The following is a 23,431-nucleotide window of genomic DNA, read 5'->3' on the forward strand; positions in this document are numbered from 1 at the left end:
GGTCCACCCGCTTCGGAGAGCTAAGGTCGGGGGCATGGCTTCCGAAGCTGACGAGGAGAAGGGCGGGCCGGGTTCCGCCGAGCACAGGCAGGTGGCAACCGAGGCCGGCGATCCCATGGCTGCCGGATCCGAGGCGGCCGGACCAGAGGTGGTCGACCCCAAGATCGTCGCCGCCATCGCCGCCGCGGAGGCCGCAGGCCCCGCGGACGGCGTGACCGTGCGGATCGACAGCTGGATCTGGGCCGTACGTCTGGCCAAGACCCGCTCGTCCGGCGCGGCCGCCTGCAAGGGCGGACATGTGCAGGTGAACGGGGTACGCGTGAAGCCCGCGCACACCGTACGGATCGGCGACGAGGTGCGTGTGCGGCAGGAGGGCTGGGAGCGGATCGTCATCGTCAAGCGGCTGATCCGCAAGCGGGTCGGCGCCCCGGTGGCCGCCCAGTGCTACGTCGACAACTCGCCGCCCCCGCCGCCCCGCCGGCCCTTCGCCGCCCCGGCCGGCATCCGCGACCGCGGCACCGGCCGCCCGACCAAGCGGGACCGCCGGGACATGGAACGCCTGCGGGGACTCACGGAGGGCGGCAAGCCGAGGCCGAGCGGACGATGACACACGGAGGTGGCGTCCGGCTCGTACCGGACGCCACCCACGTCGTCGGGGTTCACACCCGTCGTCGTACCAGCTTCAGCAGGTCCCCGGTGGAACCCCGCCGGGCCCAGGCGATGAGGGCCAGCGGCACGATCAGGATCAGCGGGGTCGCCGCGTTCTGACCGTCGAAGACGGTGCTCTGGACGACGAACGCGCCCACCATCAGTCCGCTCAGCGCGATCGCCGCGACCGACTGCAGCACCGGGATCAACAGGGCCACCGCACCGGCCAGTTCGAGGGCGCCGATGGTGTACATGCCCGTGCTGCCCCAGCCGATCTTGTCGAAGGCGTCGGCGGCGTAGTGGTTGCCGATCAGTTTGGGCAGGGCGCTCGCGATGCCGTAGAAGAGGGCCAGCAGCACCTGCAGGGTGCGCAGGGCGATCCGGGCGCGGCGGCCGTGGGCGGTCGCGGACTCGGCGACGACGGGGGCGGAAGCGACGCGGGCGGTGGTCTCGGACATGGGGTTCTCCTGTGGTGAGCGGTTCGTCGTGCTGTCACAGGGGCAGACCGGCCACCGCCCCGGAACTCATCGCCGCCGAGCGGAATTTCGTGGAGTCGCCTACAACGGGAACCATCCGTGCCCGATGTACCAGTGGCGGCCCGCCCTCAGGTGGTCGCCGACCGCCCGCTCCACCGCCGTACGCCGGGGCAGGCTCTCGACGGGCAACTCCGGGTCCCCGAACACGAACTGGACCGGTTCCTGGTCGGCCGGCTCCCGGTCCTCGCGGGCGACCCGGAACCGGTCCTGGAACCGCACGATGTTGGAGTCCGCCGGCAGATACTCCTTCAACTGCGCGTCCAGGAGCCAGGAGTGGCACAGCGCCGCCCGGTACTTCTCCTCGGGGTGGTGCAGCCCGAAGAACTCCGCCGCCAGGGCCAGCGAGCGCTCGCAGGCCGCAGGTGACAGCGGGCCGAGGTAGTCGGGGATGTGGATGTTCAGACAGGGCGTGCCGGGCGCGACGTCCAGGCCGGCCGCCGCGAGCACCCGCGACGTGCGCTGCCCGTGCCGCGCCCGCTCGAACTGCAGCCGCCCCAGCTGGTACAGCTCGCCCCGGAAGTGGTGGGTCAGCCACCACGGCGCCTGTACGCCCGCCCGGTGGTGCCGTCTGCGGTGCACGGCCATGTTCCGTCCGAGGTCGGCGAGGGTGCGCCGGGAGATCTCGTCCGGGACGCCCCGCGCACGGTGGTACGCGCGCGTGTACGGCAGCGCGGCCACGAACACGTACACCGGGAAGCAGCGCTGCAGCGGCCCCGACGCCCAGTCGAGCTGGGGCAGGTCGACGGCGGTGCCGATCTCCCCCATGCCCCGGACGAGTTCCTCCACCGACGCCTCGAGGACGCGCAGCAGCTCCGGGTCGTCGGTCACCCGTCGGCCCATCCGTACGAGCTGGTTGATGTCCTCGTGCGGTACGGCGAGGTCCAGCAGCACCTCGGCCAGCTCATCGGCATGCGGCAGCACCCGGCGACCCCCTAGTCCCGTTCCCCTTGGTGAACGTCCGTCCCGAAGAGTACGTTGCAAACAGGAGCAATGATCCCGATGCGTACGGGCAGTGAGCCGACGACCGCGCGCAGTGCACTGCGCGCGCGGTTCTGGCTGAGCGTGTGGGGGCTGGTCTGGGCGATCTTCGGCACGGCCGCGTTCGCCCTGGTAGGACGCCCCGGATGGGCAGCCGCGTGCGGTGTGCTGTGGCTGGTGGTCACGGTCGACATGACCGTCATCGTCAAGCACATGCGCGAGGGACCGCACTACCAGCCGGGCCGGAACATACCCCCGTACCGGCCGCCGGAGAGCGGCCCGCGCTGAGCGGGCCGCGCTGAGCGGGCCGCGCTGAGCGGGCCGCGCTGAGCGGGCCGCGCTGAGCGGGCCGCGCTGAGCGGGCCGCGCGCGTAGGGGCGCGGGGAACTGCGCGACCAGCCCCACCGGCCCGCAGGTTCATTACCGCGCTATCAGCGCAGCGCCACGCTCACGAGTCGAACCGCGCCGCCTTCAGATACTCGGGGTTGGGGTCCAGCGCGGCCGCGAGTCTGAAGTGGCGCTTGGCCTGCTCGGCCTCCCCGCGGCGCTCATAGGTCCTGGCGAGGGCGAAGTGCGCGAACGCGTTGTCCGGTTCGCGCTCCAGGACGATGGTGAACTCCAGCTCGGCGGGCCGCAGTTGCGCGGCGGCGAAGAAGGCACGCGCGCGCAGCAGCCGCGCGGCGGTGTTCTCCGGATGGGCGGCGATGACTGAGTCGAGCAGCTTCACCGCGCCCCGCGGGTCCCGTGCGTTGAGCAGCTGCTCGGCAGCACGGAAGTCGATGACATGCGTCTCCGGAGTACGTCCGGTCGAACCGCTGGTCTCGGGCACGGCACAGTCCTTCCCTCACTCGAAGGGTTCAACGCCCCGCTCAGGGGCCGCTATTCCTGCGGCGATCGAGGCGTACCGGACGACTCGGGCGCCGTCCGCGCTCTGCGTACGAGGTCCGCCCAGACGTCGTACACACGGTGCTCCAGCTCTGCCAGCGGTACGTCGTTGTCGATCACGACGTCTGCGATCTCCCGGCGCTTCTCGCGGGTGGCCTGGGCGGCCATGCGCGCGCGGGCGTCCTCCTCGGTCATGCCGCGCAGCCTTACGAGCCGGTCGAGCTGGGTCTCGGGGCTCGCGTCTACGACGATCACGACGTCGTACAGCGGGGCGAGGCTGTTCTCCGCGAGCAGCGGAACGTCGTGCACGACGACCGCGTCCTCGGCGGCCGCGGCCTCCAGCTCTCGCGAGCGCGCGCCCACCAGGGGATGCACGATCGAGTTCAGGGCGGCCAGCTTCGACGGGTCGGCGAAGACGATCGAACCCAGCTTCGGCCGGTCGAGGCTGCCGTCGGCGGCGAGCACTTCCTCGCCGAAGGCCTCGACGACCGCCGCCAGCCCGGGTGTCCCCGGCGCGACGACCTCGCGCGCGATCCGGTCGGCGTCGATCAGCACGGCACCGCACCCGACGAGCAGCCGCGACACCTCGCTCTTGCCGGCACCGATCCCGCCGGTCAGCCCCACAGTCAGCATGAGCGGAAGCTTAGGGCCTGGCACTGACAGCGGGACGGCCGGAGGTCAGTTGTCGCCTTCACGTTCCGCCAGGAAGCGCTCGAACTCCAGGCCGATCTCGTCCGCCGACGGGATGTCGACGGGCTCGGCGAGCATGTTGCCCCGGCTCTCGGCGCCCGCGACCGCGTCGTACTGGTTCTCCAGGCCCGAGACAAGCGTGGTGAGCTCCTCGTCGCCCTCCTGGATCTGCCGGTCGATCTCGGTCTGGGTGCGGTGCGCGTCCGTGCGCAGGGAGTGCGCGATGCCCGGGAGCACCAGGCCGGTGGCCGCGGTGATGGCCTCCAGGACGGTCAGGGCGGCGTCTGGGTACGGGGACCGGGCGATGTAGTGCGGCACGTGCGCGGCGACACCGAGGACGTCGAAGCCGGCCTCCATGAGGCGGTACTCGACCAGGGACTCGGCGCTGCCGGGAACCTGCGCCTCGTCGAAGGGGCTGCGGTGGCCCGGGACGAGGTCGGTGCGGTTGCCGTGCGGGGTCAGGCCCACGGGGCGGGTGTGCGGAACGCCCATCGGAATGCCGTGGAAGTTCACGGACAGCCGCACGCCCAGCCGCTCCACGATCTGCTGGACGGCCGCGGCGAAGCGCTCCCACTCCACGTCCGGCTCGGGTCCGGACAGCAGCAGGAAGGGCGCCCCGGTGGCGTCCTGGACGAGCCGCACGTCGAGCGTGGGCTCCTCGTACTCGGTCCACCGGTCACGCTTGAAGGTCAGCAGCGGGCGGCGGGCGCGGTAGTCCACGAGCCGGTCGTGGTCGAAGCGGGCGACGACCTGGTGGGGCTGCGAGTCGAGGATCCGGTCGACGATCTGGTCGCCGGTCTCGCCCGCGTCGATGTATCCGTCGAAGTGGTAGAGCATGACAAGACCGGCCGACTCCTGGGCAAGTGCCATGTCGACGACAGCCAGCCCCTTCGGCTCCCATGCGTACAAACCCTGCGGATCAAGCACAGTGACCGCTCCTCCTCGTGTTCGTACGTCTCAACGCGCCCTGGAGCAAGGGCATTCCCGCCGGTACGCCTGATCAGCCATCTCTTATGCCCTTTTCATTGGGCGACGCCGGTGACTGATACCCGCAGAGGGGGACTGCGGGGCTTTTTCAGGGGCGCGGGGCTGGATCGATTTGCGGCTCCGCCGCGTGGGCACGACAAGCTCCCACCGGCTTGCAGACGAACGACGGGCCCGGGCAACGCTGAAGGGCCGCACCTCGAAAGGTACGGCCCTTCAGTTACCGGCTAAGCCTCAGCGAGCTGAGGGCACGCCCTCTGGGGGAGTTCAGCTCTGGCCCCCGGCCAGCTTCTCGCGGAGAGCGGCCAGCGCCTCGTCGGACGCCAGCGCACCGGAGGTGTCCGCACCCTCGGAGGAGTACGAACCGCCACCGCTCGCGGCCGGAGCCGCACCCGCAGCGTCGCCGCCCTCGGCCGCAGCAGCGGCGTCGGCCTCGCGGGACTTGATGACCTGCTGCTGGTGCTGCTCGAAGCGGGTCTGCGCCTCGGCGTACTGGTGCTCCCACGCCTCGCGCTGGGTCTCGTAGCCCTCGAGCCAGTCGTTGGTCTCGGGGTCGAAGCCCTCGGGGTAGATGTAGTTGCCCTGGTCGTCGTACGAGGCAGCCATGCCGTACAGGGTCGGGTCGAACTCGACCGAGGCCGGGTCGGCACCGAAGGACTCGTTGGCCTGCTTCAGCGAGAGGCTGATGCGACGGCGCTCGAGGTCGATGTCGATGACCTTGACGAAGATCTCGTCGTTGACCTGGACGACCTGCTCCGGGATCTCCACGTGGCGCTCGGCCAGCTCGGAGATGTGGACCAGACCCTCGATGCCCTCGTCCACGCGGACGAACGCACCGAACGGAACCAGCTTCGTGACCTTGCCGGGCACGACCTGACCGATCTGGTGCGTGCGGGCGAACTGCTGCCACGGGTCTTCCTGGGTCGCCTTCAGCGACAGGGAGACACGCTCGCGGTCCATGTCGACGTCGAGGACCTCGACGGTGACTTCCTGGCCGACCTCGACAACCTCGGAGGGGTGGTCGATGTGCTTCCAGGACAGCTCGGAGACGTGGACCAGACCGTCGACGCCACCCAGGTCCACGAAGGCACCGAAGTTGACGATCGAGGAGACCACGCCGGAGCGGACCTGACCCTTCTGGAGGGTCGTGAGGAACGTCTGGCGGACCTCGGACTGGGTCTGCTCCAGCCAGGCACGGCGGGACAGGACCACGTTGTTGCGGTTCTTGTCCAGCTCGATGATCTTCGCCTCGAGCTCCTTGCCCACGTAGGGCTGGAGGTCGCGGACGCGGCGCATCTCGACGAGGGAGGCCGGCAGGAAGCCACGGAGGCCGATGTCGAGGATGAGACCACCCTTGACGACCTCGATGACGGTACCGGTGACGATGCCGTCCTCTTCCTTGATCTTCTCGATGGTGCCCCAGGCGCGCTCGTACTGGGCGCGCTTCTTCGAGAGGATCAGGCGGCCTTCCTTGTCCTCCTTCTGGAGAACAAGGGCTTCGATCTCGTCACCGACGGCGACGACCTCGTTCGGGTCGACGTCGTGCTTGATCGAGAGCTCGCGGCTCGGGATGACACCTTCGGTCTTGTAACCGATGTCGAGCAGGACCTCGTCCCGGTCGACCTTCACGATGACGCCGTCGACGATGTCGCCGTCGTTGAAGTACTTGATCGTCTCGTCGATCGCGGCGAGGAAGGCTTCCTCGTTACCGATGTCGTTGACCGCAACCTGCGGGGTGGTGGCGGTGGTCTCGGTGCTGCTCGTCATGTGGGAAAGGGCTCCGGTACGGACATTGAAGTCGTAGGTACTGCTACGCCGGGAGCCCGTATCGCTCTGAAGAAGCCGGACAGCCAAGGAAGCGCCCCAACAGATAACTGGAGAACCAGATACTGGTGATGGCGCCTCGACAACCGAGGGGACATACAACAGATGCGAGCGCAGCCTGCTACGTCTGAGGTGCGCAGGCCCGCAGCGCAACTTGTAGCATACGGGGGCAGCCGGACAGGGTCAATGCGCGAAGGCGCACACCCGGGGCGGATCGCCGCATACCCGGCACAAGAACTGTCTCTGGAGGCCACGCAGGCCTGAGAGACCTCTTCCGCGACACCGCCGAGAGGCCGACTGCGCCATAAGGGTGACGGAAGACTACGACGAGGGAGCCGATCATCCAAGAGCCCGTATCTTCCGATTCCGCGTTCGAGCCGGAAGCCACCCGACGCGCGTCCGACGTCACGGAGAGCGCCCGCGCCAACCGGGGCTGGTGGGACCGGAACGCGGACGAGTACCAGGTCGAGCACGGCACGTTCCTCGGCGACGACCGTTTCGTGTGGGGCCCCGAGGGCCTCGACGAGGTGGAGGCGGAGCTGCTCGGCCCGCCGGATGAGCTCAAGGGCAGGGACGTCCTGGAGATCGGCGCCGGTGCGGCCCAGTGCGCCCGCTGGCTGGCCGCGCAGGGTGCCCGCCCGGTCGCCCTGGACATCTCGCACCGCCAGCTGCAGCACGCGCTGCGCATCGGCAAAACGTTCCCTCTGGTGTGTGCCGACGCGGGTGCGCTGCCCTTCGCGGACGGTTCCTTCGACCTGGCGTGCTCGGCGTACGGGGCGCTGCCGTTCGTGGCCGATCCGGTGCGGGTCCTCACGGAGGTGCGGCGGGTGCTGCGCCCGGGCGGGCGTTTCGTCTTCTCGGTGACCCACCCGATCCGCTGGGCGTTCCCGGACGAGCCGGGCCCGGAGGGGCTGTCCGTCTCCGCCTCCTACTTCGACCGCACTCCCTATGTCGAGCAGAACGAGGAGGGCCGCGCGGTCTACGTCGAGCACCACAGGACGCTCGGCGACCGGGTCCGGGACGTCGTCGCGTCGGGTTTCCGGCTGGTGGACCTGGTCGAGCCGGAGTGGCCGGCCTGGAACACCTCCGAGTGGGGCGGCTGGTCGCCGCTGCGCGGGAATCTCATCCCGGGGACGGCGATCTTCGTGTGCGTACGAGACTGAGTGCGTGATCCGTTACGACGCCCTGGACGCGCTGCCCGTACGCGGTGCGCTGCCCGCTCTGAGCGACGCGCTGGAGGGGCACGGCACCGCCGTTCTGGTGGCGCCGCCCGGCACCGGCAAGACGACGCTGGTGCCGCTGGCGCTCGCCGGGCTGCTCGGGGACGGGCCCGCGCGCCGCGTCGTCGTGGCCGAACCTCGCCGCATCGCCGCCCGCGCCGCCGCCCGGCGGATGGCGTGGCTGCTGGGCGAGAGGGCCGGCGACAGCGTCGGGTACACCGTGCGCGGCGAGCGGGTCGTCGGGCCACGCACGCGCGTGGAGGTCATGACGACCGGTGTGCTGCTGCAGCGGCTGCAGCGCGACCAGGAGCTGGCCGGTGTGGACGTGGTCGTGCTCGACGAGTGCCACGAGCGGCACCTGGACGCGGACACCGCGGCGGCCTTCCTGTGGGACGTGCGGGAGACGCTGCGGCCGGAGCTGCGGCTGGTGGCCGCGTCGGCGACGACCGACGCGGCCGGGTGGGCGCGGCTGCTGGGCGGGGCGCCCGTGGTCGAGGCCGAGGGCGTCTCGCACCCTGTGGAGGTGGTCTGGTCTCCGCCGGCCCGTCCGGTACGGCCGCCGCACGGCATGCGGGTCGACCCGGCGCTGCTGACGCATGTGGCGTCGGTGGTGCGGCGGGCGCTGACCGAGCGGGACGGGGACGTGCTGTGCTTCCTGCCGGGCGTGGGCGAGATCGCGCGCGTGGCGGGACAGTTGGGGGACCTGGGCGGCGTCGAGGTGCTGCAGGTGCACGGGCGGGCACCCGCCGCCGTGCAGGACGCCGTGCTGCTTCCCGGCCGGCGGCGCCGGATCGTGCTTGCGACGTCGGTGGCCGAGTCGTCGCTGACGGTTCCGGGGGTGCGGGTGGTCGTCGACTCGGGGCTGGCGCGGGAGCCCCGAGTCGACCATGCGCGCGGACTGAGTGCGCTGACGACGGTACGGGCTTCGCAGGCTGCGGGGCGGCAGCGGGCGGGGCGGGCCGGACGTGAGGCGCCGGGGGCGGTGTACCGGTGCTGGACGGAGGCCGAGGACGCCCGTCTGCCGCGTTTCCCCGCGCCGGAGATCAAGCTGGCCGACCTGACGGCGTTCGCCCTGCAGACGGCGTGCTGGGGCGATCCGGAGGCGTCCGGGCTGGCGCTGCTGGATCCGCCGCCGGTCGGGGCGATGGCGGCGGCGCGGGAGGTCCTTGCGGCCATCGGGGCGGTGGACTCGGACGGCCGGGCCGTGGAACGGGGCGCCGCGCTGGCCCGGATCGGGGTGCATCCGCGGTTGGGGCGGGCGCTGCTGGACACGGGCGGCGAGGCTGCCGAGGTGGTGGCCCTGCTCACCGAGGAGGCGCCGCGTGAGTACGGCGACGATCTGGCCGCCGCTCTGCGCGCCGCGCGACGCGGCGGTGATGCGTACGCTGCGCGGTGGCGGACGGAGGTGCGGCGCCTGCGGGCCGTCGCGAAGGAGTTCGCGCGGCCATCGGCCAAGGAGTCCGTGCCGGGGACGGGAGACCCCGATGCCTCTCCCGGCGCGGCCGCCGTGTCTCCTGGACCGGAGGAACCGCAGCGCCTGCGGCCCACCGCCAAGCAGTCAACGCGGCCGACGCCCGGGGGATCCGTTCCGGCGGCCGGAGGCACCGACGCCCCGCCCGGGTCCGCGGGCAGCGACGCGGCCGCCGTGCCTCCTCGACCGGAGGAACCGCAGCGCCGGCGGCCTGCCGCCAAGGAACTCGCGCAGCCATCGGTCAGGGGGCCTGTCCCGGGGACGGTAAGCGCCACCGCCCCGCCCAGGGCCACGGGCAGCGACGCGGCCGCCGTGCCTCCTGGGCCCGGCTCGGCCGCCCGCGCCGCCCCGCCGAGGGCGGGCGGACGGGCAGGCGACGGCGACGAACGCCTCGTCGGTCTGGTGGCGGCCCTCGCCTTCCCCGAGCGTGTCGCCAAGGCCGGCGGCGGCTCCTTCCTCATGGCCTCCGGCACCCGCGCCGAACTCCGCGACGGCAGCCCCCTGCGCGGTGCCCCGTGGATCGCGGTGGCCGTTGCGGACCGACCCGTGGGCAAGGGACACGCGCGCGTGCAGCTCGCCGCCGCGGTCGACGAGGACATGGCCCGGTCCGCGGCGGCCCCGCTGTACTCCGAGGGGCCGGAAGTCCACTGGGCGGACGGGGACGTCGTGGCACGGCGGGTGGAGCGGCTGGGGGCGATCGAGCTCGCGGTGCGGCCCTTGAAGGACGCCGACCCCGTACTCGTACGCACCGCGCTTCTCGAAGGGCTGCGGCAGGAAGGGTTCGGGCTGTTGCGGTGGTCGCCCGACGCGCTGGTGCTGCGGCAGCGGCTGGCGTTCCTGCGTCTGCACCTCGGGGGGCCGTGGCCGGACGTGTCCGACGATGCGCTCCACGCGCGCGTGGACGAGTGGCTGGAGCCCGAGCTGAGCCGGGCCCGGCGGCGGGCCGACCTCGCGCGGATCGACGCCGGCCAGGCACTCGACCGGCTGTTGCCCTGGGCCTCGGGGCAGGCGGGGCGGCTCGACGAACTCGCCCCGGAGAGGATCGCCGTCCCCAGTGGGTCCAGGATCCGGATCGACTACGGCAACCCGGAACAGCCGGTGCTCGCCGTGAAGTTGCAGGAGATGTTCGGGCTGCACGAGTCGCCGGCCGTCGCGGGGGTGCCGCTGCTGGTGCATCTGCTCTCCCCCGCCGGCCGCCCGGCCGCCGTCACGGCCGACCTCGCCTCCTTCTGGAGGGACGGCTACAAGAGCGTACGGGCGGAGCTGCGCGGCCGGTATCCGAAGCATCCGTGGCCCGAGGATCCCGCCGGCGCGGAGCCGACGCGGCACACCAACGCGCGGCTCAGGCGGTGACCGGTTCCGGCGTGGTGGGCTGTGCCGGTTCCGGGTCGCCGGGGCGGCGGCTGCGGGCCTCCAGCCACAGGGACAGGGCGAGCAGCAGGACGCCGAGGGTCAGGAAGCCCCAGGGCAGGTAGGACGTCATCAGCAGGACCAGGGTGCGGTTGGACTTGACCAGGGCGACGGTGTGCCTGATGTAGTCCTCGCGCATCTTGACGTGGCCGGCGAAGGCCGTGACCTTCTCCCTGCCGCCCAGGAGCGTGCCGCCGCGCAGTTCCTCCTTGTGGATCTCCTCGCCGTACACCGGGGCTCCGGTGACGGGCTCGACCCAGAACCTGCGGACCGTGGTGTACCAGCGGGTGGTGCCGGTCCTGGCCACCGACTCGGGGGTGATGCCCTGGACCGGCATGGTCCTGGGGAACTCGACCTTGGTCCAGGGGATGGTCTGCTCGAAGTAGTAGACCTTCAGGCCGCGGAAGGTCCGGGTGTCCTTGTAGTGGATGGGGTTGGTGGTTCGGGTCTGGGCGTCGAAGTACTCGTAGTCCCGTTTCTGGGTCAGGAAGGGCCACTTGAACTCGATGCCGGTCCGCTTCACCGGGTCGCCGTCGACCATCTCGCCGGTGGCGTGGACCGGGGCCTGGCTGTGGGCGTCGAAGATATAGCGCTCGGGGATCCGGGAGACCATCTTGCCGTCGGGTCCCTGGACGTAGGAGAGACCGTCCCAGACGACGACGTCCCGGCCTGCCGTCTTCTCGATCTCCTTGGCGGCCTCCACGTTGCCCTTGAGGGTCTGCACGATGGTGACCTCGGGGACGGTGCGGGCCTTCATGGTGCCGTAGTCGAGGAGAGTCGCGTTCTTCGCCTCCAGGACCATGTCCTGGTACTGGTTGGCCGGGATCTTGGCCAGGCGCGGGAAGGCGTACCAGCGCAGCAGCGGGGACAGCGCCGCGAAGAACACGGCGAAGGCGAGCAGGACCAGACTGGCCTTGCGGCGCATCTCGGCCTCCCTCCCGGGCGGTTACGGGTGTGCGGGCACCGTCGTGAGCAGCGGTTTCGGGGACGTCTTGCCCGTGGGACTGCCCATGGCCGTGATCGTGAGGACCAGCGCCAGGGCGAGGACGAGACCGGTCGCGGCGGCGATCAGGGCGCGCATGCCTGCCTCCCGGGAGACGGGAACACGGACGGGGACACGGACGGGGACACACGGACAGGGACACACGGACGGGAACTGATACATCGTCAGGTCCGGCACGGTAGCAACGGGTGGGCGAGATGAGAACACGTTGCACACACAACGACGGCGGCGGCGCCCTCTGTGTGAGGTGCGCCGCCGCCGTCGTACGGAGGATGCGGGGAACTACGTGGAGGGGCTGGGTGACGGGCTGGGGCTCGCCGAGGAGCCGGCCGCCGCGACCGTCAGCTGGATGTTCAGGGTCGCGCCGCCCGCGGTGGTGATGCGGAGGATGAAGTTGCCGGCGGTGTCGTCGGCATACAGCTTCGGCAGCGTCAGCAGGCCCTTGGCGTCCGTCGTCAGGCCCGTCAGGGTGCGGACGGTCTTGCCGTCGGCGTCCTTGAAGTAGGGGCCCTTGTCGTTCTCGGTCGGGTCGAGCACCGACTTGATCAGGGTTGCGGTGACCGCGACCTTGTCCGCGACGGCACCCTTGTAGGTGGCCTTCACCTCGGCCTGGTCGGCGAACTCGCCGCCCGGGGTGCAGGTCAGCGCGGTGTCGCTGGTGCGCACGACGCTGTCGGCGACCCGCTCGGTGACGGTGGCGGTGTAGTCGAGACCGGTGAGCACGCGACCCACGACCGTGGCGCGGACGGTGAGGTCGCCGGTCTTCTCGCCCGCCTGCAGGGTGGGGGCGACGGCCACGCCGGAGCTGTTGGTGACGACCGTGGCGACGGACTCGCCCCCGGTGAAGGTGGTGTCGGTGTCGCCGACGACGGTGAAGCGGACCCTGACCTTGCCGACCGCCTTGCCGGACTTGGTCACGGCCTTGGTGCTGATCTTCTTGGTGAACGCGTCGCCGGCCATCGCGGTCAGCTTCGCGGTGCCCGCGTCCGCCAGGTGGTCCACAGTGTCGGTGGGGGTGGGCGACGGGCTGCTCGGCGGGCTGGGAGTGCCGGGCGTGCCTGGTGTGCCGGACGGCGGTGGAGTGGGGCTCGGGGAGCCGGTGCTCGGCGGCGTCGGCTTGGCGGGCGGCGTGGGCGACGGTTCGGGGTTGGCCTTCTGGTGGTCGTCGCTGCGGCCCGAGGGGACGCTGCCGGTGCCGTTGGGGATCTCGTGGGTGCCCTTGCGGTAGTACTCCAGCCAGGACAGGACGGTGTGCAGGTAGTCCTGGGAGTTGTTGTAGCTGAGGATCGCCTGGTTGAGGTCGGCCGGGACGGACAGGTCCCAGCCGTTGCGGCACAGATAGTGGCCGGCGGCCAGGGCGGCGTCGTAGACGTTGTTGGGGTCCTTGACCCCGTCGCCGTTGCCGTCGCGGCCCGCCCACGCCCAGGTGGAGGGGATGAACTGCATGGGGCCGACGGCCTGGTCGTAGCTGCTGTTGCCGTCGTACTTGCCGCCGTCGGTGTCCTTGATCAGCGCGAAGCCGTTGCCGTCGAGCTCCGGGCCGAGGATCGGGGTGATCGTGGTGCCGTCGGCGTTGACGCGGCCGCCGCGGGCCTGGCCCGACTCGACCTTGCCGATCGCGGCGAGCAGCTGCCAGGGCAGGTTGCAGCCGGGCTTGGAGGAGCGCAGCTCGGCCTCGGCCTTCTTGTAGGCGTCGAGGACGGTCGCGGGGATGCCCGCCTCGGCCGCGCCCTGCGCCACGGGGGTGCTGGTGGCGCCTGCGGTCGGCGCGGGGTTCGGGCTGTTGAGCGGCGGAAGGTCGGTGTAGTACGGCGAGTTGCCGGTCGCCGCACCGTCGCCCGCGGTCGCGTCGGGTGCGGGCTTGGCCTCCGAGGCGGTCTGTCTGCCGTGGTCGTCGACGGTGACCCCCGGAGCCTGGGACGCGGACAGGGCAGCGACCGCGGCCGCTGCCACGGCTGTGGTTGCCGCTCCCTTGCGCAGCCTCATGCCGAATTGCGCCGCCATAGAGTGAACCCCTCCCGTGGACGCACCAACGTCCGTCTTCGTCTGCCCGGCGCGTACCGCGCCCGCCCTGTTGTGACGATCGACCCGGCGTGCGGGTTGCCCTCGGATCGCTCTCTTGTCTGTGTCGAGCCCCTGTCGAGTTGCCTTGTTCATCTGTTCGACCGTGCCGCCGAGCACGGTGACCCAGGCGACCCTACGACAACTTGCTTTCCACGGGGACCCGTTCGTGCCCGATATTCACCGGTTGGCCATGCGCGAACGGCGCGGAATCGCGGCACGCATACTGGACCGGAGCGATCACCCGGGCCGCCCGCTCGGGCAATGTCCGGCGCGAGGAGCCCAGTTGCCGTTCACCCTGAGCCATGCGGCCGCAGTCCTGCCCGCCGTCCGCGGTGACGGAGCCGGCCGAGGACGGCTGGTTCCGGCCGTCCTCGTGGCCGGCTCCTTCGCACCCGACATGACCTATTACGCGGCAAGTGCGGTACCCGGTGCGATGGAGTTCGGAGAGGTCACGCACTCGTTCCCCGGCGTCTTCACCGTGGACGTGCTGGTGGCCTGGGCGCTGGTCGGGCTGTGGCTGCTGGTGCGGGAGCCGCTGGTGGCACTGCTGCCCCGGCCCTGGCAGCCACGGCCGGCCGCCCTGCTGCGATGCGGGGCGCCACGCGCGCGCATACGGCCGTCCCTGACCTCGTGGTGGTACGTGTCCGCGGCGCTCGGCGCCCTGACGCACGTGGTGTGGGACGCCTTCACACATCACGACCGGTGGGGTGTGCGGCTGATTCCCGTGCTGGGACGGGAGCTGTGGGGGTCTCCCCTGTACTCAAACCTGCAGTACGGGAGTTCGGTGGTGGGCGCGGTGGTGATCGCGGTGTGGGTGACGCGGGCGCTGCGGAGGGCGTCGGCGCCCACGGTCTCGGGTGCGGTCCCCGTGTTGTCGCTGCGGGACCGGTGGTGGGCCTGTGTGGTGATCTGCGGGTGCGCGGGGGTCTGGGCCGTGGAGCGGGCCGTGCGGTGGTGGGCATTCTGGGGCGCGACGGCCAAGCCCTGGGAGCTGATTCCGGCCGTGTGCTTCGGCGCGGGCGCGGGGCTGATGCTCGGGCTGCTGCTCTACGTGGTCGGGGTGCGGGTGTGGCGGCCGGTGCCACCTGCCGGGGAGCCAGAGCGGGTCAGCGTGGAACAGGGCCGTCCGGCCGGTCGGTGAGGGGGCCCGTGGTCACGATGAACACCCTGCCGGTGCGGGCGTGGCTGCGGCGGACACGGACGAGGAGCCCGGTGACGTAACTGCGGCCCAGACCGGCCCACAGCCGCCAGACGGGCGGCTCCGCGTGCCCCGTACCGCGCCGGGGCAGCCGACGCCGGAGGTCCGCTGCCGTACGGCGCAGGACGACGGCGAGGTCGGTGGGGATGCGGGCGGTGCTTGCACGAGCGGCGAAGGCCGGCACCGGTGCGGGTGGCACGGCGGGCGCCGTCTCGGCACTCGCCTGCGCTCTCGCCGGTCGGCGGTTGAGCATGCGTATACCCATGCCCGCATCCTTACGGTGCGAAGGCGGTGGCGGCCTTCCCGCGGGGGCCACCTGAGTGACGGTTCCCTGCGGGGCATGAGGGGTGCGGCAGGGCCTCTTGCCCAGAGGATTCGCCCCTGCGCGACGGGTTCGGCCGCGCCCTGAAGGGGCGCGGGACTGTGTCGGTATGCGGCTCCGCCCCGTGGGCGCGACCAGCCAGAACGCGCCCGCAGACACTCGACAACTCCCTGCCCGGAGGACTTACCCCCGGCCGGAGAGCCGGCTCGCCGCCCGGCCGATCAGCACCGAACCCCCGCCCCACCGCCGGAGGCTAATGCGCCGCCGACTCCCAGTCGGAGCCCACCCCCACCGAGACACCCAGCGGCACCCTCAGGCGCACGGCGTCGGCCATTTCACGGCGGACGATCTCCTCCGCCGCTCCACGCTCACCGGGAGCGATCTCCAGGACGACTTCGTCGTGGACCTGCAGGAGCATCCGCGAGGTCAGGCCCGCCGCCCGCAGCGCGTCGTCCACCTTGAGCATGGCGATCTTCACGATGTCCGCGGCGGTGCCCTGGATGGGCGCGTTCAGGGCCATGCGCTCGGCCGCCTCGCGGCGCTGACGGTTGTCGCTGTTGAGGTCGGGCAGATAGCGGCGGCGGCCGAAGAGGGTCGCCGTGTAGCCCGTCGCCCGCGCCTCGTCGACGGCCCGGCGCAGGTAGTCCCGGACGCCGCCGAACCGCTCGAAGTACGTGTCCATCAGGACCCGGGCCTCGCCCGCGTCGATGTTCAGCTGCTGGGACAGGCCGAAGGCCGACAGACCGTACGCCAGGCCGTACGACATGGCCTTGATCTTGCGGCGCATCTCCGCGTCGACGTGCTCCCGGTCGACCGAGAAGACCTGCGCCGCGACCGTGTTGTGCAGGTCCTCGCCGGAGGTGAACGCCTCGATGAGGCCCTCGTCCTCGGAGAGGTGCGCCATCACGCGCAGTTCGATCTGGCTGTAGTCGGCCGTCATCAGGGACTCGAAGCCCTCGCCGACGACGAAGCCGCGGCGGATGGCCCGGCCCTCGTCGGTGCGGACGGGGATGTTCTGCAGGTTCGGGTCGGTGGAGGAGAGGCGGCCGGTCGCGGCGACCGTCTGGTTGAAGGTGGTGTGGATGCGGCCGTCGGTGGCGATCGTCTTGATCAGGCCCTCGACGGTGACCCGCAGCTTGGCCTGCTCACGGTGGCGGAGCATGACGACCGGCAGTTCGTTGTCCGTCTGGGTGGCCAGCCAGGCCAGGGCGTCGGCGTCCGTGGTGTAGCCGGTCTTGGTCTTCTTCGTCCTCGGCAGGCCCAGCTCGCCGAAGAGGACCTCCTGGAGCTGCTTGGGCGAGCCCAGGTTGAACTCGTGGCCCGCCGCCGCGTGCGCCTCCTTCACCGCCTGCTGCACGGCGCCCGCGAACATCTGCTCCATGGCCTCCAGATGGGCCCGGTCGGCGGCGATGCCGTGCCGCTCCATGCGGGCGAGCAGGATCGAGGTCGGCAGCTCCATGTCGCGCAGCAGATCCGCGGCGCCGACCTCCTCCAGACGGCCCCGGAACGCCTCACCGAGGTCGAGGATCACGCGGGCCTGCACCATGAGCGCCTCGGCCTCGGCGCCGTCGTCGGCGCCGAAGGCGAGCTGGCCGTCGGCCGCGGCGGCGGGGGCCAGCTCACGGCCCAGGTACTCCAGGGACAGCGCGTCCAGGTCGAAGGAGCGGCGGCCGGGCTTGACCAGGTAGGCGGCCAGGGCGGTGTCCATCGAGACACCGGCGACGGACCAGCCGTGCTCGGCGAAGACCCGCATGGCGCCCTTGGCGTTGTGCAGGACCTTGGGGCGGTCCTCGGCGGCCAGCCAGGCGGTCCACGCGTTCTCGTCGGCCTCGTCCAGCTGGGACGGGTCGAACCAGGCGGCCGGCCCCTCGGCGGCGGCGATCGCGACCTCCGCGACCGAGCCGGTGCCCAGCGCCCAGGTGCCGACCGTGGCCACGCCGAGCACCCGGGTGCCGTGCTCGGTGAGCCAGCCGGCCAGCTCGCCCGTGCCCAGCACCGTCCCGTCCAGCTCCACACCCGGGGCCACCGGCGTCGCCTCGGCCTCCTCGCCGCCCGGGTCCACGGCGAGCAGCCGCTCGCGCAGCGAGGGATTCCTGATCTCCAGGGTGTCCAGGACCATGGCGACGGCCGTGCGGTCGTACGGGGCGCGCTCCAGGTCGGCGACCGCCTTGGGCAGCTCGACCGTGCGCACCATCTCGGTCAGGCGGCGGTTGAGCTTGACCGCCTCCAGGTGCTCGCGCAGGTTCTGCCCGGCCTTGCCCTTGACCTCCTCGACGCGCTCGACGAGCTCCGCGAACGAACCGAACTGGTTGATCCACTTCGCGGCGGTCTTCTCGCCGACCCCGGGGATGCCCGGCAGGTTGTCGGACGGGTCACCGCGCAGCGCCGCGAAGTCGGGATACTGCGCGGGCGTCAGCCCGTACTTCTCGAACACCTTCTCCGGGGTGAACCGGGTCAGCTCGGAGACGCCCTTCGTCGGGTACAGCACCGTCGTGTGCTCGCTGACCAGCTGGAAGGAGTCGCGGTCGCCGGTGACGATCAGCACCTCGAAGCCCGCTGCCTCCGCCTGGGTGGCGAGGGTGGCGATGATGTCGTCCGCCTCGAAGCCGTCGACCGCGAACCGCGACGCGTGCATCGCGTCGAGGAGCTCGCCGATCAGCTCGACCTGACCCTTGAACTCGTCCGGGGTCTTGGAGCGGTTCGCCTTGTACTCGGTGAACTCCTCGGAGCGCCAGGTCTTGCGGGAGACGTCGAAGGCCACCGCGAAGTGCGTGGGCTCCTCGTCGCGCAGGGTGTTGGCGAGCATCGACGCGAAGCCGTAGATCGCGTTCGTCGGCTGGCCCGTCGCGGTCGTGAAGTTCTCCGCGGGCAGCGCGAAGAACGCGCGGTAGGCCAGCGAGTGCCCGTCCATGAGCATGAGGCGGGGCCGCTTGCCGCCGGAGGTCGTCTCGGTCTTCTTCGATGCTGTCTCTGCCACGTCCCCGATCCTGCCACGCCCCACTGACACTCAGACCTCCGCACGCCTGACGCCCACTCCCCGCACGCCCTGGCACCCTCGTTGTCAGCAGCCCGTGCGAGGATCGAAGTGGTAGCTCGCAGGTGTCTGTGAAGGAGAGTGCGCGATGGCGACGAAGCCGCCCAAGGGTGATCCGGTCCAGGACGCGCCGCAGGTCGCCGGGCCCAAGCACGCGGCGGCGGGGCTGCCGGCCATCGGGCACACCCTGCGCATCGCCCAGCAGCAGATGGGCGTGAAGCGGACCGCGCTGACGCTGCTGCGCGTCAACCAGAAGGACGGCTTCGACTGCCCGGGGTGCGCCTGGCCGGAGCCGGACCACCGGCACAAGGCGGAGTTCTGCGAGAACGGCGCGAAGGCGGTCGCCGAGGAGGCCACCCTGCGCCGGGTCACCCCGGAGTTCTTCGCCGCGCACCCCGTCGCCGACCTCGCCACCCGCAGCGGCTACTGGCTGGGCCAGCAGGGCCGGCTCACCCACCCCATGCACCTGCCCGAAGGGGGCACCCACTACGAGCCGGTGAGCTGGGAGCGCGCCTTCGACATCGTCGCCGAGGAGCTCGCCGCCCTCGGCTCCCCCGACGAGGCGCTCTTCTACACCTCGGGCCGCACCAGCAACGAAGCGGCCTTCCTCTACCAGTTGTTCGCCCGGCAGCTCGGCACGAACAACCTGCCCGACTGCTCCAACATGTGCCACGAGTCGTCCGGTTCGGCACTGTCGGAGACGATCGGCATCGGCAAGGGCAGCGTCCTGCTGGAGGACCTCTACAAGGCCGACCTGATCATCGTCGCCGGCCAGAACCCGGGCACCAACCACCCGCGCATGCTCTCCGCCCTGGAGAAGGCCAAGGCCAACGGCGCCAAGATCATCAGCGTCAATCCGCTGCCCGAGGCCGGCCTGGAGCGGTTCAAGAACCCGCAGACCCCGCAGGGCATGCTCAAGGGCGCCGCCCTCAACGACCTCTTCCTGCAGATCCGCATCGGCGGCGACCAGGCCCTCTTCCGCCTCCTGAACAAGCTCGTCCTGGAGACGCAGGACGCGGTCGACGAGGAGTTCGTACGCGAACACACCCACGGCTACGAGGAGTTCGCCACGGCCGCGAAGGCCGCCGACTGGGACGAGACCCTGACCGCGACCGGTCTCACGCGCGCGGAGATCGACCGCGCCCTGAAGATGGTCCTCGCCTCGAAGCGCACCATCGTGTGCTGGGCAATGGGCCTGACCCAGCACAAGCACTCCGTGCCGACCATCCGCGAGGTGGTCAACTTCCTCCTCCTGCGCGGCAACATCGGCCGCCCGGGCGCGGGCGTGTGCCCGGTGCGCGGCCACTCGAACGTGCAGGGCGACCGGACGATGGGCATCTTCGAGCGCCCCGCCCCCGCCTTCCTGGACGCCCTGGAGAAGGAGTTCGGCTTCGCCCCGCCGCGCGAGCACGGCTACGACGTCGTCCAGGCCATCCGCGCCCTCCGGGACGGCCGGGCGAAGGTGTTCTTCGCGATGGGCGGCAACTTCGTGTCCGCCTCCCCCGACACCGAGGTCACCGAGGCGGCCATGCGGCGCGCCCGCCTCACGGTGCACGTGTCGACCAAGCTCAACCGCTCGCACGCGGTCACGGGCGCGTGTGCCCTGATCCTGCCCACCCTGGGACGCACGGAGCGTGACCTGCAGGGCAGCGGTGAGCAGTTCGTGACCGTCGAGGACTCCATGGGCATGGTGCACGCCTCCCGCGGCCGCCTGGAGCCCGCGAGCACCCACCTGCTGTCGGAACCGGCGATCGTCTGCCGCCTGGCCCGCCGTGTGCTCGGCGAGGAGAGCACGGTGCCGTGGGAGGAGTTCGAGAAGGACTACGCCACCGTCCGCGACCGCATCGCCCGCGTGGTCCCCGGCTTCGAGGACTTCAACGCGCGCGTGGCGCACCCCGGAGGCTTCACCCTCCCGCACGCCCCGCGCGACGAGCGCCGCTTCCCGACGGCGACGGGCAAGGCGAACTTCACGGCGGCCCCCGTCGAGTACCCGGAGCTGCCCGAGGGTCGCCTGCTGCTGCAGACACTGCGCTCGCACGACCAGTACAACACCACCATCTACGGCCTCGACGACCGCTACCGCGGCATCAAGAACGGCCGCCGGGTCGTCCTGGTCAACCCCGAGGACGCACGGACACTCGGCGTCACCGACGGGTCGTACGTCGACCTGGTCGGCGAGTGGAAGGACGGCGTCGAACGCAGGGCGCCCGGCTTCCGCGTCGTGCACTACCCGACGGCACGCGGCTGCGCGGCCGCCTACTACCCCGAGACCAACGTCCTGGTCCCCCTGGACTCCACCGCGGACACCAGCAACACCCCGGCCAGCAAGTCCGTCGTCGTACGTCTGGAACAATCGACAGCCGACTGAGCGTTTGCTCAGGCAGGCTGGACGAGCGATCAGGACGAACGGAGCCGGACCATGGGCGAGCAGCAGTACGTGAAGTTCCCGCAGGAGGTCATCGACGAGTACGCCGCACTCGGCGTCGACCTCCCCGCCCTCTTCTCCGCCGGCCACCTCGGCACCCGCATGGGCGTGGAGATCCTCGAAGCCTCCGCGGACCGCGTCGTCGGCACCATGCCCGTCGAGGGCAACACCCAGCCCTACGGCCTCCTGCACGGCGGCGCCTCCGCCGTCCTCGCCGAGACCCTCGGCTCCGTCGGCTCCATGCTCCACGGCGGCAGCTCCAAGATCGCGGTCGGCGTCGACCTCAACTGCACCCACCACCGCGGCGTACGCTCCGGCCTCGTCACCGGCGTGGCCACCCCCGTCCACCGCGGCCGCTCCACCGCCACGTACGAGATCGCGATCAGCGACGAAGAGGGACGGCGCGTGTGCAGCGCCCGCCTGACCTGCCTGCTGCGGGAAGTGCAACTGCCCGCCGCGGACTGACACACCGCCACCTTTCTCCCACCGGGCACTGTCCGGCCGCCTCAGCCGCGCCTACCGTTTCCCCATGAGGCCCCGGACATGAGCGGCATCGGCCCCGTCGAACCCGCCGGCCACGTCGAGGCGCACACCGAAGACGACTCCGACGCCCGCCCGGACGCACCGCAACCCGACGTCATCGGCACCGACTCGCCCCGCCTGACCGACCGTTGGCACACGCTGACCCCGCGCACCCGCACCACCGTGCTCGCGACGGCCGCGGCCACCCTGGCCGCGGCCGTGTGGCTCCTGGCCGCACCGCCCCCGACCACACCGCCGAAAGAGCCGTCCACACCGTGGCCCTCGACCACAACGGCCTTCCACTACAAGGGAGTTGCCGACCCTCCTGCCACGGCCTCCACCAGGGACTTCCGCTTCGACGTCTCGGTGCACGACGGACCCCCCGTCACCGTCTGGGACATCAACGCGGCCCCCGCCGGCGTACACACCTCCACCACACCCCCGACCGCCTTCACCGTGCGCGCAGGAACCACACACCACATCACCGTGCGCATCACCGTGACCCACTGCAGCGGGCTCCCCCTCAACGTCAACCTCCCTTTCCTCGACGTAACGCTGCGTAACACGCACGCAATCCAGCACTACAGCTTCATCTTCGGCGACCGCTACTCGCGCGACCTCTCCGAGCTCCTCCACACGGCCTGCGACGCCACCCGGGCCCTCCCCTCGCCCCACGTCCAACCGGAAGTGCGAGTTCTCACGATGTGGACCCGACGCGTTCCCGCCAAACCGGCCGAGAGTGACCTTCCCCCAAGCTCACCTTCCACCACGTCATAACAAGAAAGTCACAAGCCAGCCCACAGCGATGCCCCCGGCTGACAGACAGGCTTAGAGTCACGCCCAGTCACCGCGCCGCCGGGCGCGTCTGCAGCACGGCCCAGCCCCACCCCAGTACGGCCCGGCGAGACACACGGCAGCCCAGCAGGACTGCCGGCGCCAGGGAGAGGATTCAACGTGCGACACCGTTCTTTGGTCATACTCACCTCCGTGCTCACGACGGGCGCCCTCACGCTGACCGCGTGCGGTTCGCGCAACGACAACAAGGGTGGGGGCAGCAGCGGCAAGACCGAGGTCATCATCGGCGTCGACGCCCCGCTGACCGGCCAGAACTCCGCGACCGGCCTCGGCATCCAGGGTGGCGTCCAGGTAGCCGTCGACGACGCCAACAAGAACAACCTCGTTCCCGGCGTCACGTTCAAGGTCCAGGCACTCGACGACAAGGCCATCCCCGCCAGCGGCCAGCAGAACGCCACCCAGCTCGTCAACAACGACAAGGTGCTCGGCGTCGTCGGCCCGCTGAACTCCGGCGTGGCCACCCAGATGCAGCAGGTCTTCGCCACCGCCAACCTGGTCGAGATCTCGCCGTCCAACACCGCCCCCGAGCTCACCCAGGGCAAGAACTGGCAGACGAAGAAGGTCCGCCCCTTCAAGACCTACTTCCGCACCGCCACCACCGACGCCCTCCAGGGCGGCTTCGCGGCCGACTACGCGTACAACACGCTCAAGAAGAAGAACGTCTTCGTCGTCGACGACAAGCAGACCTACGGCGCCGGCCTGGCCAAACTCTTCACCGCCGGCTTCACCAAGGCCGGCGGCAAGGTCGCCGGCACCGACCACGTCAACACCGGCGACACCGACTTCTCCGCCCTCGTCACCAAGATCAAGAACTCCAAGGCCGACCTGGTCTACTACGGCGGCCAGTACGACGAGTCCGAGAAGCTCACCAAGCAGCTCAAGGACGGCGGCGCCAAGGTCCCGCTCTTCGGCGGCGACGGCATGTTCAGCGACACCTACATCCAGACCGCCGGCAAGACCGCCGAAGGCGACCTCGCCACCTCCGTCGGCCAGCCCGTCGACACCCTCGCCTCCGCCCAGGACTTCATCAAGAAGTACAAGGCAGCCGGCCTCAAGGGCGACTACGGCACCTACGGCGGCTACTCCTACGACGCCGCCACCGCCATCATCAAGGCCATCGGCAACGTCGTGAAGGACGGCAAGATCCCCTCCGACGCCCGCGCCCAGATCGTCGACCAGGTCGGCAAGACCAAGTTCGACGGCGTCGCCGGCCCCGTCGCCTTCGACCAGTACGGCGACACCACCAACAAGCAGCTGACCGTCTACCAGGTCACCAACGGCAAGTGGAAGGCCGTCAAGAGCGGCACCTTCAACGGCTGATCCACAGCCCGAACCGCCGCTAGCACCACCCCAGGGCCGCGC

20 protein-coding genes are annotated in these 23,431 nt (G+C 71.0%); 9 read left to right on the forward strand and 11 right to left on the reverse strand.

From position 1 onward, the window contains the following. The first annotated feature begins 34 nt into the window (after positions 1–34). Entirely contained in the window at positions 35–607 is a 573-nt protein-coding gene (locus LJ657_RS10115) for an RNA-binding S4 domain-containing protein (RefSeq protein WP_232648088.1), read from the forward strand. A 52-nt stretch (positions 608–659) separates the two neighbouring features. Here the strand turns inward: LJ657_RS10115 and LJ657_RS10120 are convergent, their stop codons facing one another. Together LJ657_RS10120 and LJ657_RS10125 are read right to left on the reverse strand one after the other, a co-directional pair. Further along, positions 660–1,106: a DoxX family protein gene (locus tag LJ657_RS10120; protein ID WP_232648089.1), complete on the reverse strand. Its 447-nt coding sequence runs from the start codon at positions 1,104–1,106 to the stop codon at positions 660–662. A 99-nt stretch (positions 1,107–1,205) separates the two neighbouring features. Further along, on the reverse strand, positions 1,206–2,105 hold the full coding sequence (locus LJ657_RS10125; RefSeq protein ID WP_232648090.1) for an acyltransferase domain-containing protein: 900 nt from the start codon (positions 2,103–2,105) through the stop codon (positions 1,206–1,208). Positions 2,106–2,174: 69 nt separating this feature from the next. On the opposite strand from LJ657_RS10125, the gene LJ657_RS10130 reads away from it, so the two are divergent. Continuing rightward, complete coding sequence (locus tag LJ657_RS10130; RefSeq protein WP_232648091.1) at positions 2,175–2,450, forward strand: DUF6343 family protein; 276 nt, start codon at positions 2,175–2,177, stop codon at positions 2,448–2,450. A gap of 160 nt (positions 2,451–2,610) precedes the next feature. On the opposite strand, the gene LJ657_RS10135 is transcribed toward LJ657_RS10130, so the two are convergent. The 4 genes from LJ657_RS10135 to rpsA all read right to left on the reverse strand — a co-directional run bounded on the left by LJ657_RS10135 (position 2,611) and on the right by rpsA (position 6,488). Further along, positions 2,611–2,991, reverse strand: coding sequence for a tetratricopeptide repeat protein (locus LJ657_RS10135; protein ID WP_232648092.1), 381 nt, complete (start codon positions 2,989–2,991; stop codon positions 2,611–2,613). Between the two features lie 50 nt (positions 2,992–3,041). Next, entirely contained in the window at positions 3,042–3,680 is a 639-nt protein-coding gene (gene coaE / locus LJ657_RS10140) for a dephospho-CoA kinase (RefSeq protein WP_232648093.1), read from the reverse strand. A gap of 45 nt (positions 3,681–3,725) precedes the next feature. Continuing rightward, positions 3,726–4,664, reverse strand: coding sequence for a PAC2 family protein (locus LJ657_RS10145; protein ID WP_232648094.1), 939 nt, complete (start codon positions 4,662–4,664; stop codon positions 3,726–3,728). Positions 4,665–4,988: 324 nt separating this feature from the next. Beyond that, positions 4,989–6,488 carry a 30S ribosomal protein S1 gene (gene rpsA / locus LJ657_RS10150; protein ID WP_232648095.1) on the reverse strand — a complete coding sequence of 500 codons (1,500 nt, stop codon included), beginning with the start codon at positions 6,486–6,488 and terminating at the stop codon, positions 4,989–4,991. Between the two features lie 398 nt (positions 6,489–6,886). Here rpsA and LJ657_RS10155 point away from each other — a divergent pair, with 398 nt between their 5' ends. Continuing rightward, positions 6,887–7,708 (forward strand): class I SAM-dependent methyltransferase, encoded by an 822-nt coding sequence (locus LJ657_RS10155; protein WP_372487903.1) that lies wholly within the window; start codon positions 6,887–6,889, stop codon positions 7,706–7,708. Positions 7,709–7,712: 4 nt separating this feature from the next. Further along, a complete protein-coding gene (locus LJ657_RS10160; protein WP_232648096.1) occupies positions 7,713–10,589 on the forward strand; it encodes an ATP-dependent RNA helicase in 2,877 nt (958 codons plus the stop codon). Here the strand turns inward: LJ657_RS10160 and pgfA are convergent. The 3 genes from pgfA to LJ657_RS10175 all read right to left on the reverse strand — a co-directional run bounded on the left by pgfA (position 10,579) and on the right by LJ657_RS10175 (position 13,653). Then, entirely contained in the window at positions 10,579–11,571 is a 993-nt protein-coding gene (gene pgfA, locus LJ657_RS10165; protein WP_232648097.1) for a cell envelope lipid trafficking protein PgfA, read from the reverse strand. The two genes, LJ657_RS10160 and pgfA, sit on opposite strands and share 11 nt — an antisense overlap. A gap of 21 nt (positions 11,572–11,592) precedes the next feature. Next, positions 11,593–11,727, reverse strand: a complete 135-nt coding sequence (locus LJ657_RS10170; RefSeq protein ID WP_232648098.1) for an SPW_0924 family protein — start codon at positions 11,725–11,727, stop codon at positions 11,593–11,595. A gap of 204 nt (positions 11,728–11,931) precedes the next feature. Then, positions 11,932–13,653 (reverse strand): lytic transglycosylase domain-containing protein, encoded by a 1,722-nt coding sequence (locus LJ657_RS10175; protein ID WP_232648099.1) that lies wholly within the window; start codon positions 13,651–13,653, stop codon positions 11,932–11,934. 343 nt (positions 13,654–13,996) lie between these two features. On the opposite strand from LJ657_RS10175, the gene LJ657_RS10180 reads away from it, so the two are divergent. Continuing rightward, entirely contained in the window at positions 13,997–14,854 is an 858-nt protein-coding gene (locus LJ657_RS10180; protein WP_232648100.1) for a DUF4184 family protein, read from the forward strand. On the opposite strand, the gene LJ657_RS10185 is transcribed toward LJ657_RS10180, so the two are convergent. Continuing rightward, positions 14,820–15,176 carry a hypothetical protein gene (locus LJ657_RS10185; RefSeq protein WP_232648101.1) on the reverse strand — a complete coding sequence of 119 codons (357 nt, stop codon included), beginning with the start codon at positions 15,174–15,176 and terminating at the stop codon, positions 14,820–14,822. The two genes, LJ657_RS10180 and LJ657_RS10185, sit on opposite strands and share 35 nt — an antisense overlap. 310 nt (positions 15,177–15,486) lie before the next feature. Beyond that, positions 15,487–18,210: a DNA polymerase I gene (gene polA / locus LJ657_RS10190; RefSeq protein ID WP_232648102.1), complete on the reverse strand. Its 2,724-nt coding sequence runs from the start codon at positions 18,208–18,210 to the stop codon at positions 15,487–15,489. A 145-nt stretch (positions 18,211–18,355) separates the two neighbouring features. Here polA and LJ657_RS10195 point away from each other — a divergent pair, with 145 nt between their 5' ends. The 4 genes from LJ657_RS10195 (at position 18,356) to LJ657_RS10210 (ending at position 23,389) form a co-directional block, all read left to right on the forward strand. Beyond that, positions 18,356–20,635: an FdhF/YdeP family oxidoreductase gene (locus tag LJ657_RS10195; protein WP_232648103.1), complete on the forward strand. Its 2,280-nt coding sequence runs from the start codon at positions 18,356–18,358 to the stop codon at positions 20,633–20,635. Positions 20,636–20,686: 51 nt separating this feature from the next. Further along, complete coding sequence (locus tag LJ657_RS10200) at positions 20,687–21,157, forward strand: hotdog fold thioesterase (RefSeq protein ID WP_232648104.1); 471 nt, start codon at positions 20,687–20,689, stop codon at positions 21,155–21,157. A gap of 78 nt (positions 21,158–21,235) precedes the next feature. Further along, complete coding sequence (locus tag LJ657_RS10205; RefSeq protein ID WP_232648105.1) at positions 21,236–21,991, forward strand: hypothetical protein; 756 nt, start codon at positions 21,236–21,238, stop codon at positions 21,989–21,991. Positions 21,992–22,168: 177 nt separating this feature from the next. Continuing rightward, positions 22,169–23,389 carry a branched-chain amino acid ABC transporter substrate-binding protein gene (locus tag LJ657_RS10210; RefSeq protein WP_232648106.1) on the forward strand — a complete coding sequence of 407 codons (1,221 nt, stop codon included), beginning with the start codon at positions 22,169–22,171 and terminating at the stop codon, positions 23,387–23,389. Positions 23,390–23,431 lie beyond the last annotated feature (42 nt).

The sequence above is a fragment of the Streptomyces guryensis genome (genome assembly GCF_021261325.1).
Taxonomy (GTDB): Bacteria; Actinomycetota; Actinomycetes; order Streptomycetales; family Streptomycetaceae; genus Streptomyces; species Streptomyces guryensis.

Bases quoted from the DNA above. Each gene is read 5' to 3' on its own strand.
- LJ657_RS10115 (WP_232648088.1), top strand. From the start codon at position 35: ATGGCTTCCGAAGCTGACGAGGAGAAGGGCGGGCCGGGTTCCGCCGAG.
- LJ657_RS10120 (WP_232648089.1), bottom strand. From the start codon at position 1,106: ATGTCCGAGACCACCGCCCGCGTCGCTTCCGCCCCCGTCGTCGCCGAG.
- LJ657_RS10130 (WP_232648091.1), top strand. From the start codon at position 2,175: ATGATCCCGATGCGTACGGGCAGTGAGCCGACGACCGCGCGCAGTGCA.
- coaE (WP_232648093.1), bottom strand. From the start codon at position 3,680: ATGCTGACTGTGGGGCTGACCGGCGGGATCGGTGCCGGCAAGAGCGAG.
- rpsA (WP_232648095.1), bottom strand. From the start codon at position 6,488: ATGACGAGCAGCACCGAGACCACCGCCACCACCCCGCAGGTTGCGGTC.
- pgfA (WP_232648097.1), bottom strand. From the start codon at position 11,571: ATGCGCCGCAAGGCCAGTCTGGTCCTGCTCGCCTTCGCCGTGTTCTTC.
- LJ657_RS10170 (WP_232648098.1), bottom strand. From the start codon at position 11,727: ATGCGCGCCCTGATCGCCGCCGCGACCGGTCTCGTCCTCGCCCTGGCG.
- LJ657_RS10175 (WP_232648099.1), bottom strand. From the start codon at position 13,653: ATGGCGGCGCAATTCGGCATGAGGCTGCGCAAGGGAGCGGCAACCACA.
- LJ657_RS10185 (WP_232648101.1), bottom strand. From the start codon at position 15,176: ATGGGTATACGCATGCTCAACCGCCGACCGGCGAGAGCGCAGGCGAGT.
- LJ657_RS10195 (WP_232648103.1), top strand. From the start codon at position 18,356: ATGGCGACGAAGCCGCCCAAGGGTGATCCGGTCCAGGACGCGCCGCAG.
- LJ657_RS10200 (WP_232648104.1), top strand. From the start codon at position 20,687: ATGGGCGAGCAGCAGTACGTGAAGTTCCCGCAGGAGGTCATCGACGAG.
- LJ657_RS10205 (WP_232648105.1), top strand. From the start codon at position 21,236: ATGAGCGGCATCGGCCCCGTCGAACCCGCCGGCCACGTCGAGGCGCAC.